Origin of the sequence: Streptomyces kunmingensis (assembly GCF_039533535.1) — a bacterium.
Taxonomy (GTDB): Bacteria; Actinomycetota; Actinomycetes; order Streptomycetales; family Streptomycetaceae; genus Streptomyces; species Streptomyces kunmingensis.
This window is the reverse complement of record NZ_BAAATS010000051.1, coordinates 1-15,507: the sequence shown is the minus strand read 5'-3', so window position 1 is coordinate 15,507 and position 15,507 is coordinate 1. Positions and strand designations below refer to the sequence as shown.

Annotated in this window: 15 protein-coding genes and 1 CRISPR repeat array; of the genes, 5 read left to right on the top strand and 10 right to left on the bottom strand. The window is 68.2% G+C overall.

Annotated elements, in window-relative coordinates; all coding sequences use genetic code 11:
- Nucleotides 1-430 precede the first annotated feature (430 nt).
- Nucleotides 431-748, top strand: a complete 318-nt coding sequence (cutA, locus tag ABD366_RS39995; protein WP_324775567.1) for a divalent-cation tolerance protein CutA — start codon at nucleotides 431-433, stop codon at nucleotides 746-748.
- Here the strand turns inward: cutA and ABD366_RS39990 are convergent.
- Nucleotides 745-2,034 carry an NsdA family TPR-like regulatory protein gene (locus ABD366_RS39990; RefSeq protein ID WP_324775564.1) on the bottom strand — a complete coding sequence of 430 codons (1,290 nt, stop codon included), beginning with the start codon at nucleotides 2,032-2,034 and terminating at the stop codon, nucleotides 745-747. The two genes, cutA and ABD366_RS39990, sit on opposite strands and share 4 nt — an antisense overlap.
- A 693-nt stretch (nucleotides 2,035-2,727) precedes the next feature.
- Here ABD366_RS39990 and ABD366_RS39985 point away from each other — a divergent pair.
- From ABD366_RS39985 to ABD366_RS39975, 3 genes are read left to right on the top strand one after another with little or no spacing between them, the layout of a single operon-like run.
- Nucleotides 2,728-2,952, top strand: coding sequence for a hypothetical protein (locus ABD366_RS39985; protein ID WP_324775562.1), 225 nt, complete (start codon nucleotides 2,728-2,730; stop codon nucleotides 2,950-2,952).
- Nucleotides 2,949-3,926, top strand: coding sequence for an ATP-grasp ribosomal peptide maturase (gene tgmB, locus ABD366_RS39980; protein ID WP_324775560.1), 978 nt, complete (start codon nucleotides 2,949-2,951; stop codon nucleotides 3,924-3,926). The genes ABD366_RS39985 and tgmB overlap by 4 nt, the downstream gene beginning before the upstream one ends.
- Nucleotides 3,923-5,011: a methyltransferase domain-containing protein gene (locus tag ABD366_RS39975; RefSeq protein ID WP_324775558.1), complete on the top strand. Its 1,089-nt coding sequence runs from the start codon at nucleotides 3,923-3,925 to the stop codon at nucleotides 5,009-5,011. Before tgmB ends, ABD366_RS39975 begins: the two co-directional genes overlap by 4 nt.
- 227 nt (nucleotides 5,012-5,238) lie before the next feature.
- Nucleotides 5,239-5,755: direct repeats of the CRISPR family, unit length 29 nt; unit sequence GGGACCATCCCCGCGGGTGCGGGGAGCAG.
- 250 nt (nucleotides 5,756-6,005) lie between these two features.
- On the opposite strand, the gene ABD366_RS39970 is transcribed toward ABD366_RS39975, so the two are convergent.
- The 8 genes from ABD366_RS39970 to casA are packed head-to-tail and all read right to left on the bottom strand — an operon-like array spanning nucleotide 6,006 to nucleotide 13,441.
- On the bottom strand, nucleotides 6,006-6,428 hold the full coding sequence (locus ABD366_RS39970; RefSeq protein WP_324775556.1) for an effector-associated constant component EACC1: 423 nt from the start codon (nucleotides 6,426-6,428) through the stop codon (nucleotides 6,006-6,008).
- Nucleotides 6,425-7,783, bottom strand: coding sequence for a caspase family protein (locus ABD366_RS39965; protein WP_324775554.1), 1,359 nt, complete (start codon nucleotides 7,781-7,783; stop codon nucleotides 6,425-6,427). Before ABD366_RS39965 ends, ABD366_RS39970 begins: the two co-directional genes overlap by 4 nt.
- Nucleotides 7,666-8,253: a S1 family peptidase gene (locus ABD366_RS43715; protein WP_411293872.1), complete on the bottom strand. Its 588-nt coding sequence runs from the start codon at nucleotides 8,251-8,253 to the stop codon at nucleotides 7,666-7,668. The genes ABD366_RS39965 and ABD366_RS43715 overlap by 118 nt, the downstream gene beginning before the upstream one ends.
- 56 nt (nucleotides 8,254-8,309) lie before the next feature.
- Nucleotides 8,310-9,041, bottom strand: a complete 732-nt coding sequence (locus ABD366_RS39960) for a type I-E CRISPR-associated protein Cas6/Cse3/CasE (RefSeq protein ID WP_324775552.1) — start codon at nucleotides 9,039-9,041, stop codon at nucleotides 8,310-8,312.
- The gene (gene cas5e, locus ABD366_RS39955) at nucleotides 9,038-9,913 is read right to left on the bottom strand and encodes a type I-E CRISPR-associated protein Cas5/CasD (RefSeq protein WP_324775550.1); all 876 of its coding nucleotides are present in this window, start codon (nucleotides 9,911-9,913) and stop codon (nucleotides 9,038-9,040) included. Before cas5e ends, ABD366_RS39960 begins: the two co-directional genes overlap by 4 nt.
- Nucleotides 9,910-11,226: a type I-E CRISPR-associated protein Cas7/Cse4/CasC gene (locus ABD366_RS39950; protein WP_324775548.1), complete on the bottom strand. Its 1,317-nt coding sequence runs from the start codon at nucleotides 11,224-11,226 to the stop codon at nucleotides 9,910-9,912. Before ABD366_RS39950 ends, cas5e begins: the two co-directional genes overlap by 4 nt.
- Nucleotides 11,223-11,786 (bottom strand): type I-E CRISPR-associated protein Cse2/CasB, encoded by a 564-nt coding sequence (gene casB, locus ABD366_RS39945; RefSeq protein ID WP_324775546.1) that lies wholly within the window; start codon nucleotides 11,784-11,786, stop codon nucleotides 11,223-11,225. Before casB ends, ABD366_RS39950 begins: the two co-directional genes overlap by 4 nt.
- A complete protein-coding gene (casA, locus tag ABD366_RS39940) occupies nucleotides 11,783-13,441 on the bottom strand; it encodes a type I-E CRISPR-associated protein Cse1/CasA (RefSeq protein WP_324775544.1) in 1,659 nt (552 codons plus the stop codon). Before casA ends, casB begins: the two co-directional genes overlap by 4 nt.
- Nucleotides 13,442-13,766: 325 nt before the next feature.
- Between casA and ABD366_RS39935 the strand changes: the two genes are divergently transcribed.
- On the top strand, nucleotides 13,767-14,660 hold the full coding sequence (locus ABD366_RS39935) for an HD domain-containing protein (RefSeq protein ID WP_411293871.1): 894 nt from the start codon (nucleotides 13,767-13,769) through the stop codon (nucleotides 14,658-14,660).
- On the opposite strand, the gene ABD366_RS39930 is transcribed toward ABD366_RS39935, so the two are convergent.
- The gene (locus ABD366_RS39930; RefSeq protein ID WP_324775540.1) at nucleotides 14,574-15,305 is read right to left on the bottom strand and encodes an HD domain-containing protein; all 732 of its coding nucleotides are present in this window, start codon (nucleotides 15,303-15,305) and stop codon (nucleotides 14,574-14,576) included. The two genes, ABD366_RS39935 and ABD366_RS39930, sit on opposite strands and share 87 nt — an antisense overlap.
- Between the last annotated feature and the right edge of the window lie 202 nt (nucleotides 15,306-15,507).

Below are 15,507 nucleotides of genomic sequence, written 5' to 3'. Positions count from 1 at the left end.
GGGTTTTCGTACGGCCGGGCCCGGTTTTTGAGCACTCTCCCTGACTCCGACATACAACTCAAAAGAGGGCGTCATCGAGCTCTCGAAGTCCTTCTCCAGAGCCAACTCGCGGACCGCCGCGTACGAACCCGCGAACCCGATGCCGACGACCACCCAACTCGCTCGATGACCACACCCACGAGCATCCGATGCGCCGATGTCACATTCGGCACTGCAACTGCCATGTCTCCCCCAACTCTGCGCCACCGCTCACATTTGCAGCAACTCCAGGCTGTCACGCGGTGTCGCTGCATGTGCCACGTTTGCTCGCGCGCGTTTTCATCACAACTGGGGTCATGCGCAGGGAGCTCGAAAGTAGTTCTCAGGATCGAAGGGAGCTGGTGAGTCCCGGCGTTCCCACACAGGCATGCTGATGTCTACGCTGCCGTCCATGACGGACTACCTTCAGGTCGCCACCGCTACAGCCACCCGTGACGAAGCGATACGGCTCGTCGAACCCATCGTGCGAGGCCAGCTCGCCGCCGGAGCGCAGATCATCGGTCCTGTCGTCTCCGCGTTCTGGCACGCCGGAGAGTTCGGCACCGGCGAGGAATACCGCATCCTGTTCAAGAGCCGCTCCGACCGCTACCCGCAGCTTGAGAGCGCGATCCGCGAGCACCACCCCTGGGACCGGCCCGAGATCAACGCCGTCGCCTTCACCGAGTTCTCCGACGAGTACCGTGACTGGGTTGACAAGACGCTCGGCTAACCCTCGATCCGCTCCAACAACTTTCGTACCTCGGACACGTTCGAGTAAGTTCGCAGCGAATCCAACAAGCGGTGCAGCCGCTGTCGGGGCCGCACCGATGCGATGCCGGCCGACAGGCTCAGTGCACGCCCAGCCGTCGTCGCCGCGCCCTCCACTTCGCCCGCTGCCAAGTAGGACTCGGCCAGCCAGGACAGGTAGAGCGCTTTGTCCCGGGCTCGCGTGTCATCGAACCGGGTCAGAACCGATTCCAGTACAGGCACCGAGCGCAGTGGGCGGCGTAGCTCCGTCCAGCACCGGCCCTTCATGATCTCCAGTTCGTCGGTGTCCACCCACGCTGCCCAGTCGGGTACCAGATCGCCACCCCGCTCCCGCAGGGCTTCTTCGGCAATCTCCAACGCTGCCGCCACGTCACGGGGATGGCCGGCAACCGCATGCGCCCAGGCAAGCCTTTCGTGGAGCAGCGCCCTGACACCAGCAGGGGCCTCAGGACCCGCCGTGCGGCACGATTGGATCGCCGTTGCTACGGCCTTGCTCCGGTCCCCTCCGGAGTGCTGATAGCCCAGGAACGCGTACGCGTTGCCCTCCAGTGCCATGTCGCCGGCTTCACGAGCAGCCGTCTTGCTGGCTTCGTACAAACCCGCGGCCTCGGGGTGCCGGCCGACGTCGAAGGCAGCCCACCCGGCCTGCTGTGCCTGCTCGGCCATGACTGACCGCAGCATCCTGCCCACGTTTTCGCTGTAGGTGTGATCGCGCATCAGGACGCGTGTCGACTGGAACTCGCTCAGGTACAGCTTGAAGGTGTCGCCTCCACCGAGAGTGTCGTCCAGGCGTCGCAAGCGCGCTGCACGGCTCTTGAGCTGCTCGACGTCATGCACGCCGATGCGCTGGCCCACTTCCAGGGGGACGAGACCCACGAGGCCCGCTGCCGTGACGGTGCTCTTCCTGACAAAGTCCCTGCGTCGCACTGCAACTGCTCCCTCTCGCGTTGTGCCACTCGCCTCCCACGAGCGGTCGGCGAGACCCAGCAGGCGCCCTGGGATGCGAAGAGCGTCCGCGATGACAGCGATCTTTTCGAACGAGGTGATGCTGCCGCGTCCCTTTGCGAGGGACCCCACGCGTTCCGGCTTGATGTCACACTCTGCCGCGATCTTGGAGTAGCTGATCTGTGCGTGGAGACGTGCCAAGCGGAACACCGTGCCGAAGTCGTGCGTCTTGAAAGCTGCCTGCATGTCCGGCAGTTCCAAGGCCTCACGCGGCAATGCTGTGGGAGGGCGGTACTCGTTCATCGGGTGCCTCATTGCGCCTGCGGACAGGACCCATTGCACTTCAGAAGTGATCGCAAAGCCTACCCATGATGGGGATACCCGTTGACGGGAAGCGCGAAGACAGGGTCGGCGAGATCCTGATGTCACCCAGCGTTCGAGCAAGGGACATCACCGTGAGCGCCGTGAACTCACCGCGCAAGCAGGACCAGGCCGACGTGAGACCCGCACCCGAGGGAGCCATCGACTTTTCCGCGGCGCGCCACATCGCACGGTCCGTGCAGGAGTTGACGTCTGCCCCCACCAATCGCCTGGTGCTGGTTCAGTGCGAGAGGGTTCTCGTGAGGATTACCTGGACCAGACCCGCACGACGCTGGGCGCATTCAGGGTGGCGTACCGGATCGTGGACGTGCCGACCAATCCGACGTCCAACGACTCGGACTTACAAGTTGTACATGCTCGTGATGCGCCTCGTACGCGCTGCTGAGGCGTTGGCCGACGCACTGGGCCCGGCCTCATGAGGCATCGCTACCCGCCACTGCGCGTGCGCCTGCTGGAAGCGCTCATCACGACCGTGCTGACCGCTGCGTCCGTCGGCGCATTCGCCGTCGCCCTGCTGCACAGCCTCTGAGACTCCCGCCGCCCCGGCATGATGCCGAACGGCATGCGGCACCGGGCGGCGGGCCCTGCCCCCTCTCTACTCCCCATGGAGGAACCATGACAGCGACCGCTACGATCCCGTTCGCCGCGAAGGCGGCGGCGCCGCCGTGCCTGGCCACCACGTCCCTGGACGGTGTGGTCTGGAATCCGGAGCGTCAGCTCAACGAGCAGCCTGACGGCACCCCGTGGCACACGATGCCGCAGGCCGCCTCCTGCACCGACACGAACATGGACGGCAAGGGCGACGACACCGCCGACCCGTACTACGCCTCCGCCTCATGACCGGGGCCACCCGCCCGGTGCTCGTCGTCGCTGAACAGCTCGATGCGGCCGCTGACATGGTGGTCGACCAGCTCAACCAGCGCGGCGTGCCGGTCATCCGCTTCGATGTCGCCGACTTCCCACAGCGCCTGACGCTGTCCGCCGCGCACGCGGCGAACGAGGGGGGCTGGGCGGGGGTCCTGGACGACGGGCGCCGGACGGCGTGGCTCGCCGATGTCCGGGCCGTCTACTGGAGGCGGCCCGGGCGTCCGCTCATCGTCGGCACCGTGCCCCAGCCCTATAACGACTGGGCCCGCGATCAGGCGGATGCGGCGATGCTCAACCTGCTCGCGGCCCTGCCGGTGCCGTGGATCAACAACCCGCACCACGACCGCATCGCCTCGCACAAACCGCAGCAGCTGGTGGCCGCCGCCCGTCTCGGGCTGCGGGTGCCGCGCAGCATCATCACCAACGACCCCGACGCGGCGCGCGCGTTCGCCAAGGACATGAAGGGCGAGGTGATCTGCAAGCCGGTGCTGGGGGGCCGTCTGAAGGCTGGTGGCGACCGGGATCTGATGGTGGCGACCCATGTCGTGGACCCGGCCGCCTTCGACGACTCGATCCGCCTCACCGCGCACTTTTTCCAGGAGCGTATCGACAAGGCCCACGAGGTGCGCCTGGTCGCGGTCGGCGACCGAATCTTCGGCGGGACGCTGCACACCAGCTCCGAGAAGGCCGGCGTCGACTGGCGCACCGACTACGAGCACATCACCTACGACACGTGCACAGTGCCCGAGCACGTCGCCACGGCCGTACGGCGCTTTTTGGCCTCCTACGGCATCGTGTTCGGCAGCTTCGACTTCGCCGTCACGCCGGAGGGCGAGTGGGTGTTCTTCGAGAACAACCCGGCCGGCACCTGGGGGTGGGTGGAGAACCGCACCGGGCTGCCGATTGCCGCCGCGCACGCCGACTACCTCCAAGGAGCACCCTCGTGAACCGGCCCGACACCGATATCGCAGTGGGCCTGCGTCAGAAATTCGCCGACGCGCTTCTCCCCGATGCCGACGCGCCCTGGCATAAGCCGTTCGTCCGCATGCCGCGCCACGTGTTCGTACCGCGCTTTTACACACAGCAGGCCGACGGAGCGTGGGAGCCGGTGAACCGGGGCGATCGCGGCTATCTGGAGCGCGTCTACAGCGATGAGGCGCTGACCACGCAACTCGACGCCCAGGGAGTGCCCACCAGTTCGTCGAGCCAGCCGTCGATCATGCTGGCGATGCTGGAAGCCCTTGACGTACGCACCGGGCACCGTGTCCTGGAGCTGGGCACGGGCACCGGCTACAACCTCGCGTTGTTGTGCGACCAGCTCGGTGACAGGGAACTGGTGAGCATCGAGCCCGATGCGGACCTTGTCCAGGCCGCGATCCGGCGCCTGCAACTGACCGGGCAACGCCCCCTGATCCGTCCGGGTGACGGCATGCTCGGCTATCTTGCCCGCGCTCCCTACGACCGGATCATCGCCACCGTGGGCCTGACCCACATCCCGCCCGCCCTGCTGGAGCAGAGCCATGCCGGTACCCGCATCGTCGCCCCGCTGGGCTACGGGATCATCACCCTGACGGTCACGGACCCCCAGCACGCGGTGGGCCAGTTCCTGCCGATCCCAGCGTTCTTCATGTCCGTACGCGGCCCGGACACTGCGCCAGCCTTCGACAAGGTGCGCGCAGCACCGCCCGAACCAACCAGTGTCGCGCCCCACCAAGTACTGGAGCGGCTCAAGTTCGTCCTCTCACTCGCGCTACCGGGACACACGACGTGCTCGTGGAAGGACAAGGCCGGGCGCCTTGAAGCGGTGGGGATCTGGACGCCCGACGGCGCAACCGCGATCGCGCACGCATCCGGCGAAGTGCGTCAGAGCGGACCGCGCCGGATCTGGAACACCGTGGAGACGGTGTCCAGCGTGCTGCCCGACCAGATCGCCCGCGAGGACTTCGAGCTGACCATCAACCCGACCGGACAGCACGTCACCTACAGCGGAGTCAACGGACCGAGCTGGCACCTGCCGACCCCCGCCCACTGAGACACCCCCTGCCCAGCTGCGGCCTCATCCTCGCCGCCGCGGCGATCGTTGACCGCGCGCGGTATCGGACCAGACGTGGTTGCCTCCACGCCGCGCACCCACCCGCCTGTGCAACACGACGATCGACCAGCTCTGTGACGGAGGACTGGATCACCACCCGCAAGGTCGAGGCCGTGATGCAAGGTCCCGCGCGAGCGCTTCACCCCGCCCGGCACCACCCTGGCCGCCAGACCATCCCCGCGGGTGCGGGGAGCAGGGTGCGCCGGGCACCTGGTCGGTGACGGCGCGGGGACCATCCCCGCGGGTGCGGGGAGCAGTGGTGATCGGTGATGACGATGCCGACCGAGGTGGGACCATCCCCGCGAGTGCGGGGAGCAGATGCTGAAGACCCCGACCGTGTGGCCCGGCCCGGGACCATCCCCGCGGGTGCGGGGAGCAGATCCGCGGCGGGTTCGTCGAAGGAGTGGTGGCGGGACCATCCCCGCGGGTGCGGGGAGCAGGGTGCCCGGCGGCCCACTGTCCATCGCCGGAGGGGACCATCCCCGCGGGTGCGGGGAGCAGCGTCGGCCGGTGGCATCCGGCGCGGCGGCGGAGGGACCATCCCCGCGGGTGCGGGGAGCAGCCTCGTTGGGCGGCCCGGGATATGACAAGTTCGGGACCATCCCCGCGGGTGCGGGGAGCAGTCCATGTCGATGGATAGCGCGTGCAGCGCAACGGGACCATCCCCGCGGGTGCGGGGAGCAGGAGTCACCGGACAAGCTCGCCATTCGTCACCGCGGACCATTCCCGCAAGTTCACGGCAGCAGGAGAACTCCCAGGCCGCATCGTTGGATTCACCCGGCCGTCTCTCACGGAGGTGGGGACAGCCTCGGCGCGGGAGACGTTGCCGTCCGGCTCCTAGCAATCGTCTACCGCAAAGTGCCGTTTGCGCATCGCGGCACGGATTTATTGGATGCGAGGGCACGCCAAGCCCATCACGTTTCGCGGGTGACTGTCAGGCCTCTGCCCCTGACGTCGGGTCCGCGTCGGTCACCGTTCCTGCCTGGTCCGGCACCGGCTGGAGGGCTGAGGTCAACGCCGCGGCCAGGGCAACTGCTTGTTCCGGCGTCGTGGCCCCGCTGACGGTGACTGAGATGCCTCCTCCGCTGACGGAGATCGCGGTGTCGTCGCTGCCCGTTGAGGTGCACCAGCGCCGGATGGTGTCGAGGGCGGAGGGCAGCGCGAGTGCGCTGGTGATCACAAGGGTGAGGATGTCGAGACCCGCGTCGAGTTGTCCGGGGTCGGGCGGGGCGAGGGGCTGCCAGGTGGTGCGGCCGACGCGCTGGAGGGCGGGGTCACGGGTGAGGAAACGGCGCAGCGCGTCGGGGGCGGGGGCGCCGTCGACGGTGGTGAGGGTGAGGGCCGGGCGATCGGTCACCGTGACTCCTGGGGGTGGTGAGCTCTGTTGGGCATGAGCGGGATGCGGTCTCCGTCGTAACGGATCTGTCGGTCGGGGTGTGGCAGGTTTCGGTTCGCGCAGTAGGTGCGGATGGCTTCGTACACGGTCTCGGCGTCCAGAACCGGGCCGGCTGTGGCGACACCGTCGCGGAGGACGGTAAGAAGGCCTGCGGTGAAGGCGGTGTTCCGGCCGGCGGTTACTGCCGAGGGCTCCGTGGGGCCGGAGGAGGTCATGACGTAGGTGCCGCGAATGGCGATCGAGGAGTCGGTCAGTCCGGAGAGGGTGTCGAGGGCGGAACCGCTGTAGCAGCTGTCGAGCAGGACCAGGCGAATGGGCAGCCCGCATTCGGAGATGTGATCGCGGATCTTGTCGAAGGCCCAGTAGGAGTGGGCTCTGTGCTGGCGGGAGCCGGTGAGAGAGAGCAGGAGTCTGCCGTTCTCGGGGTGGCTGCGGCCGTGGCCGGCGTAGTAGAGCAGGAAAGCGCCGTGGGACGGGTCGACCTGTTCGACAAGGTCCTCGATGACGTCGTGGATTTCCATGTCGTTGGCGGGGTCGGCGATCACTTTGACCCGGTCCTCGGGGATGCCGAACTCGGGCGCGGTGAGCAGGGCCGCGAGATCGTCGAGGTTGTTGCGGATGGAGGGGACGTCGGGGAGGTGGGTGTAGGAGGAGACGCCGATGAGCACTGCAGCACCCGAGGTCCAGCACGGTTGGGGGGCAGGTGCCTCGGCCGGATGTGCAGCACGAGGTCGCACGGTGCGGCCCTGGAGGCGGCGCAGGAGTCCGAGGTCGTCGAGGGACTGGGCACGCTGGTCGATCCAGTCGAGCAGTGCTTCTGCGCCGCTGCAGGCTCTGAGGTGTTGGGCGACGAGCCAGAGGTAACGCAGGTGGAGTGCGGCGGGGCGGGGCACGGTGCTTTCGCCGAGCAGCCCGTGCCCGTCGCGCCAGGTCAGCAGGGCAGGAGTGTTGCCGGTGGGGCCAGGCAGGGCTGGCTGCCCGTCCATTGCCTTCAGGACGAGTTCGGCGACGGTGGCGGAGTTCTCGGGGTGCGGGAGTTCGGCCAGCAGGTGGAGCGCGGTTCGCCGGTCCTGTGGGGTCCACCCGTCGGAATGGAACCGGCTGTTGGCGGCTGGGACCATGAGCTGCTGTTCGCGGGTCCAGGTGGTGGTGGTCACCTGGAGTGGGCGGGTGCCGTGCCAGCGGTCGTGCTCGGTGATCATGCGCTGGTACTCGGGGCCGAAGCCTCGGAGGGCTGCGAGGAGGACTCCGAGGCCGCCGCCGCCCTGTCGGCGGGCCTTGAGCATGCCGACGACATCCCCGGTGCTGGGATCCACCAGGGGTCCTCCGCTGCTGCCCGGTGGGATGTCAACGGCGGGGGCGAAACGCAGCCGTAGGGGCCGGTGCGGGCGTTCACCTCGAGCGTCGCGCTCCACAGGACGGGCTGCCGGGTGCTCGGTTCGCTCACGCAGGCGTATCCGGCCAGACGGCCACCGTGCCAGGCAGCCCGATCGGTCAGCCAGGCACATTCGTGGTCGCCGGGATCGTCGACGAGTTCGAGCAGGGCCAGGTCCTGTTCGACGGGGATGATTCCTTGCGGCGGTTCCTGCGTGTCGAGGGCGCTGCGCACGCGGGCTTTCCAGATCCCGGTCTCCTCGCGTGCCACGGAATGCACCGCCAGATCCGTCTGTCCACGCACCACGTGAGCGGCCGTCAGCACCGTACGCGGAGCCACGTAAAAGCCCGTCCCTCGGAATCCTTGGTCCGGGCCGGCGCCGTCTGCGCTTCTCACCACAACGGTCGCCATCTCGGCGAGTGCGCTCAGCGCGCGCCGCTCCAGCATCTTGACCGCCCCCTCTTCCTCTACCGCGTCAAGATCAGTCCGCAGCTGTACGCACGTGCATGCCCCAGCCCCTGGGCCAGCACTGCGGAGAGCGCCTGCGGATCGGTGACCGTGAGGCTGCCGCGGATCTCCGCCCGCACCACGCGAAGTCCTTTGGCGGAGGCGCTGGTCACGGTGGGCAGCATGCGGATGCCGAGGGTGGCGGGGTCCGCGGTGGCGCCGATACGGGGCAGCCCGTCGGACGCGTTACGGGGTTCGTCCATGGCCTGGAGGCGGCGGGTGAACCAGCCTTTGACGTGGTCGGGGCGGGTGTGCGCGATGCGGCGGCCCCGCTCGATGGTCCGGCCTGTCTCGGGGTCCCGTCGGGGCCGGGTGTAGACGGGGTTGATCACGGTCCTGAAGGTGAGGGTGTCGCCGGTACGCAGAGTGCGGTCGATGGTGAGGGTGTGAGGCTTGTCGGCAAGTGCGGCGTTCGGGATGTGGGACCAGTCGGCGGGGACGCGTGATTGAACGACCAGGACGAGACGGGCGTTTTTGAGGTCCACGGTCCAGGTGGACAGGACACCCGTTTGAGAGCGGGCGTCGCGCTCGCCGTCGGGGACCCACCCGCGAAAGCCGCTCATCACGGTGCGGTGCATCTCGTGTGCGTCGACGAGGGACTTGGCAACGTAGGGGTGGGCCGCGTTCAAAGTGAGAACGCTGTGGGTGGCGACGAAACGGGAGCTGGTCACGGTGGCGGGTGCGGAGCTCACGGCAGGACTCCTTCCCAAGGGTTGTTGGCGTCGCTGATGGTGATGCGCAGGCGCTTCTCGTAGCGCGGGGCGTGAGAGCGGGTCTCGCTGTCGAAGCTGATGGGCTGGTCGTTGACGCGTAGGGCACCGGGTGTGCCGGGCGGGGCCTCGATCCAAGCGACGGGACACGGCGGGCCGCCGGCCGCGGTCGTCTCCTCGTCGTCCGCTCCTTCGTCAGGCAGCAGGGCGGTGCGGGCGAAAGCGTCTTCGATGGTGGCGTGCAACAGGGGCCCGGCGAGGGTGCCGGTGGGCGGGCAGGACTTGCGACCGAGCCACAGGAGTTGCCGTGGGGTTTCGAGGGCAGTGGCGATCTCGGTGAGCACCGTGGGGTCGGGGTGTTGGAGGCCTGCGACGAAGGCGGCGTCGGCCAGGTACCAGCGTTCGGTGATCATGGCGTTGCGGGAGAGCTGTTTGGAGACCAGGACGCCGGAGGTGGCGTCGGTCTCGATGTACTTGGGCGCTCCGTACCATCCGGCCAGTTCATGGTGGCCGAACGCCGGCCCGGTGGCCGCGTCGAGGGAGGCGGCCACCGCCTTGGCGCGACGGTGGTCGGTGATGAGGTCGCGGGGGCGCAGGGGGTAGGTGCCGTGGCCGACGGTGTGGTAGTCGAGGACTGGCGTGCCGGGGCGGTCGGCCCGTACACCGAAGCGGATCCGGGCCAACTCCCCGAGCTTCTCGCTGCGGTCCAGGCCGAGCGCCGCGGCACACAGTCCGATCACCCCGGACTTGGTGGGCCGGGTGTGCGTATCCCTGCGGACCCCGAAATGGGAACCCGTCCCCCAGGACTGCAGGGGCCCTGCGAGCCGTACGAGCAGGACGTGCGGGGTGCTCACGCGGTGAGTCCTTCGACGGAGGTGACGTCCTTGATGCCAAGCTCCTGGAGTACGCCGTGGACGACCAGGTCGTAGGTGAGGGCGCGGACGGCGGAAAGATCCGTACGCCGGGCCCGGACGAAGTCATGGTGGGCGAGGAGACGGCGGGCCGCGACTTCGCCTGCGGGGGCCTTCTCGACGGATTCGTCGATGGCTTTCTGGAAGGCGGAGGCGTAGTTGAAGGGACGGTCGCCGTCGAAAGCGAGGACGAGGACGGGCAGCGACCCGGTGGATGCGGTGGAGTTCCTCTTCGCTTCGGGGAACGCGTCGACGAACGCCGTGACGAACTCGGCCTCGGCTCCGGCGGCAACCTCCGCGAGCTCGTCCTCGCCGAATCCTGCGGCCTTGAGGTTGGTGCGCAGCCGCAGCCGGTCCAGTACTGCATGGCGGTAGAACGTGCCGGAGATCAGCGACTGGTAGCCGGTCATGCCGGCGCCCCCGTGCTCGGCGGCTTCGGCGGCGTCCAGGAAGTCCAGCGCGTTCGCCTTGCGGTCGATCTTGGCGTCGTCGGCCGCGGCGTAGAAGTCGTCGGTCTGCTCGGCTTCGTGGACGGTGAAGGCGTGGGCGGACTGGATGGCTCCGTCGACGTTGGGCGAGTCGGCGATCTCGGCAAGAAAGCGGCCGTACAGCGCGATGTCGATGGCATCTCGGGGTGCGAGAGCGGCGAGAACAGCGTCTCGGGTGGCCCCCGGCAGCGCCGGCAGCTTGCTCTCGCCATCCGCTGTGTCGTCGGCCGCGGCCTTGGCGCGCTTGCTCTTGGCCTTCTTCGCTGCCGCTTCCTGCGCGGCAAGGAACGTTCCGAGCCAGTCCTCCAGCTCACCGCGTACGGACTCGACGTGCGCGGCGATCCGCTCGCCGGCGTCGCGCGGCGCAAAAACAAGGACCTTGGTGAGGTGGGCGACGGTCTTCTTGTCCCGGTCGCTGAACTTCAGCCCGGTTCCTTCCAGAACGCCTCGGGCCATGCGGAGTGCCTCGTCGTACTCCCAGCCGTGTAAGGACTGCAGGGCCCTGGCGGTGAACACCGCCCACTCGCGGGTCCGCACCCCCATGGTGCGGCCGGCCAGGGCGCCCTCACCCCGGTTGGCGCGGTTGCGGGAATGGACGCGTTCGGCACGGCGCCGCGCCTGACTGGTGATCATGTGGCGTTCGACACCGCCGTAGACGATGGTCTTCGGCATGCCGTTCTCGTCTCGGACCGGCAGAACGGCAGCGAGCGTCTCCAGCAGGTGCAGGGAAAGGTACTGGGGCCCGGACAGGGTGAGGGGGCTGGTCACTGCGCGTCGTCCTCCGCGTCGGTCGGTGGGGTGAAGGCGCGGCGGGAAGACTGCCGGGCCGGCTCGTAGAAGTCGACCGCCCAGCCGTAACGGATTCTGCTGCGGCGGTCGTTCCAGCGGATCAGGTCATCCGTGAGCTGTGACCAAGCCGGTGGTTTCTGTTCACAGGAGCGCAGCCGGGCGACAGCATGCTGGAGATGACGCACCGGCAGGCGACGGCTGGCGGCGATACGCTCCATCAACCGTGCAGCGCCGGGATCGGCGGGCCCGCGGTGGTCCCCGCTGCCGATCCTGCGCAGCGCCGTGCCCAGGCTGCCGCTGCCGTACGACGGCCGGGAGCTGCCACGGTGGTAGACGGCGAAGAGAAAGGCGACGAGCTCCAGGGTCTCCCGGTTGGCGGGGTCCACCCAGCCAGCCATGATCCTGGCCTCGGTCTCCGCGTGCGGGCGGCGCAGATCGGCCAGTTTGCCTACTTCGCGCGAGCGGACCAGGGAGATGAGCCAGGCGGTGAGCTGCTCACCCGCGCTCGCGGTGGGGCGTGCGTCCGGTGAAGCCGTCATGACTGGTCGCCCTTCGCCAGCTCCAGGGGAGCCTTCGTGTCCTCGTGCAGCAGAAACTTCAGTCGGTGCAGTGCGCGGGCTCTGGCGCGGTTGCCCTGTGCATTGGCGGGCAGGGAGTCCAGGCGGTGGAGCAGAAAACGGCGGGCGGCTGCGGCCAGTTCCGCGGCGTACTCCAGCAGGGCCGCGTCCAGTCGCTTCTCGTCGTCGGCTGCGGCGATCGTCTTGTCCAGGAGCGTGTGAAAGTGCTCGGCTGTATGGGCCCAGTGTTCCCGGCCTGCGTCGAATCGTGCGATCTGGTCTTTCTTGTCAGCCGGTTTGGGGTTGGTGTAGGCGACCGTCCAGGCGGCGTATGCGGCCTTGGACAAGGCACCGGCCACGTACTCGGCGAGGGCCGAGCCCCGCTCGGCGGCGTAGCGCAGATCCTGCTCACGGCCAGGCACGAAGGGGAAGGTGTCACAGACCCAGCTGACCACGGTGGTCTGGCGGGTTATCAGTCCCACCGCCATCAGCCGCAGGTGGCGCCCGGGCAGCCGGGCGATGCGGTCGTAGAGGCCGGCCGCGCTACCCGGCCGGCCACCGGGCACCACCTGGCGGTCGGCGACGGCCGCGTACAGGGCATGCGCCTCCCGCCAGAACTCCTTGGCCTCCGTGGCCCGTATGGGGCGCACCTCGCCGTTCTTGCCGGATACGGCGTACACCGCATCCGGGATGTGGTGCGGGTCCAGCTCCTCGAGCAGCTCCCCTGCCGCGAGCAGGACCCGGTCCACCACGATGTCCCCGCTCGCGGTGACCGCGGGGCGCAGCAGGACGGACCGGCCCAGTACGGAATGGAGGTCGGCCGGCCCCGCGGGGGTGCGCCCGGGCGGCTTGGTCGTGAACGTCCGGCGCGGCTCGGGCGAGACGGTCCAGGTCCGGTTGAAGTGATCAGAGCCGAGGGCGTTCTTGGCGCACGGAATGAGGTTGAGCCGCAACGTGTCGCCCAGGGTCTGGCCGAGAGCGAGGACGCGAATGCGTCCGGCAAGTCGGCCGCGGGCGAGATTGGTCAGCGCGGGACCCAGCGTGGCCCTGCCGGCGATACGGGCCCGCCCGCCGGGACCATAGGCATGCTGGGTAAGCATCGCGCGGAACGCGGCGTCGGCGGGCAGCGGGGTGCTGTGTTCCAGGTGATGGTGGTCGAAGAACTGGTGGTAGTCACCGACCCGTTCGATCACCAGCTGAGCCGGGCCGGCACCGTACTCCTCGAGGTAGGGAGCCAGAAGAGCGTTCTGGCCAAGAGGAGCGGTGGGATGGAAGAGATCCCAATGCTCACACCCCTGCGCGGCTGTCTTGTCGCAGCACTGCTCCAACCGATCCGCGAATTCGACGAAGGAGCGTTCCGATGCCACATGCTCGACCCACTGCCGGGAGTCCTCCGGCTGCGCCCCGAGGCTGTAGAGGATCGCCAGAAGGTACTCCAGCAGAGCAACCGTCTCGCCGGGCGTACTGCCGGCGACTTCGGCCAGGTCGTCTGCCTCGCGTAAGGCTTCGACGAGCGTGACCTTGTCGTACGAGCTGTCGATCCGGACGACGGGTACGCACTCGTTCTTCCGCGGGTCCCAGCTAATCCGGGGGGCCGGCAGTGATAAGCCGTCTCCCTTTTCGGTGCCTGCTGTCACCGCACTCCCCCATAAACCCGACCAGTACCCAGTGCAGTCGGCCCTAAGGCCGGAGCAGGAACGTAACACGAGGTGGGGGCAGGTCAGACAGGAACGGTCAACTCTGCGCTCTGGCCGCCGCGTTGACGATGTCGGGGGGCAGCTGACAGCCGCCGCTTGGCCGGGCCGCTACCCTCGCACGGTCGTGTAACGGCCTTTCCGAACTGGGCCCTGCTACACACCTCCCGGTTTCACGTCACCATGCCGGAGGCTGGCATTCTCGGCACCGGTCACAAAAAACGCCGGCCCCTCCCATGGGAACGACGGGGCTGCGGGACTTCACAGGATGAAGGGCTACAGAAGGCGCATGGAGAAACCGGCAAACAACTCCGCGTACATGACACACCGCTGGTGCTGGGGCTCCGTGGACTTCGACGGAGTTCTGCTCAGGCGAGGCGAGCCGGCCTGGAATCCGCTCATCGCCGACATGCTGTGCCATGCCTCGGTGGCACACGAACTCTGGGATCGGATGCTGTCGGCCGCCCACCGTTCGCAATTTGCCGATGAGTTGGGCTGTGATGGGGAACAGGCAGCGCGACAAGTCCTTGCGCTGCTGGCCGGGGTCAGGCGGGTGGGTGAGGCAAGCCCGATGCACATGAACGGCCTCGGCTCCCGCGTCCACTCCCCCGCACTGGAGATAGCACGGCCGTCCTGGCAGCGCGGTGCGGAGCGATCGGGTCTCACCGCTTCCGTACTGCGATCGCGTTTTCCCGCCGAGCCGGTGGAGAGGATCGGAGCTGCGGTGCTGCCCCGCCTGCTCGGATGCGACTGCCCGGAAGTCGAGGACGGCGAGCGATGCACGACGCCCACACATCACGGACTCAACCTCGCGGTGCACTCCATGCTCCTCGAAGACGGCAACGAACGGCACAGCGATACGGTCGCCGTAGCGGCACGCGCCGCCGGGCGCGGCCCCTGGCCCGCCATCAGAAAGGCGCTGGTCAACGACGTCGCCCGTCACGTAGGACTGGAACCGGGCCGAGTCCCGGACCTGATCCAGCCCGGGGAAGGGGTGAGATCCCTCAAGAGACTTCGGCACTTCACCGGGACAGTCGCCCGCCTACCGGTCGGTGACCCCTCCTACGGATACGCACTACCAGACGATCCGTTGGAGACGCTGTCCCACCGCGCGCACCGCATCGCCCGCACCGTGGTGGCTCATCAAGCCCGACCGGCATGACAGGAACGCTCCCCTACCGATACGCCAGCCGCTCCCCCGCTCCGCGCACGCATCGAGCAATTCCGACTGCACCTGCCACCACAGTCCGCCGCTTCGGCCCGGCGTCCGCAGCAACTCCTCATGCTCGAACAGCGCCTTCACCTGACCGGGCTCCGGCGGCGCCCAGTCGTGCCCGCCCACCATCACCGTGAACTGCCCCGCCTGCCGCGCCACCCAGCCGCACCACTGCTCCAGCCACTCCCCCAGCAGCACCTGACCGGCCAGACCGTGCGGCACAACCCGCCGATCGGACCCCATTGCCCGACGCGACCGCGTCCGCAGCCCGGTCGCGCGCATCACATCAGTAAACTGCTCCACCTGGCAGACCAACGCCGGCATGACCTTCCCGATGTCATGCACCCCCGCCAGCCACACCACCAGCGCACGCCCATCCGCGTCACCACCAGGCAGAACAGCGGCAACCACCCTGCGCACACTGGCAGGCAGCCAATTATCCAACAGCAGACCCGCAACAGCCGCGCTGACCGCCATGTGACGCCACAACGGCATCCAGCCGTCGCCGTCACAGTCATGCTTGGCCCACGCCGACCGCGCCGCACCACTCAGCCGCGACAACGGCGTCCGCCCGGAACCCCCACCGATCATGCACAGTAACGATCACAGAAATCAGACGCACCACACCAAAACAAGCGAACGCACCCGTCCGCTGCCGACACCCACAAGCGCTGCCTACCCGAAGCGGCATTAACCTGCGGTGATCCCTGCGCTCACCATGCCCCGCACCGAAGAAGGGTGCAGTTCCTTTCAAGGGAATGATGTGATCAGGCAGTGAGTTCGTAGTCCGGCT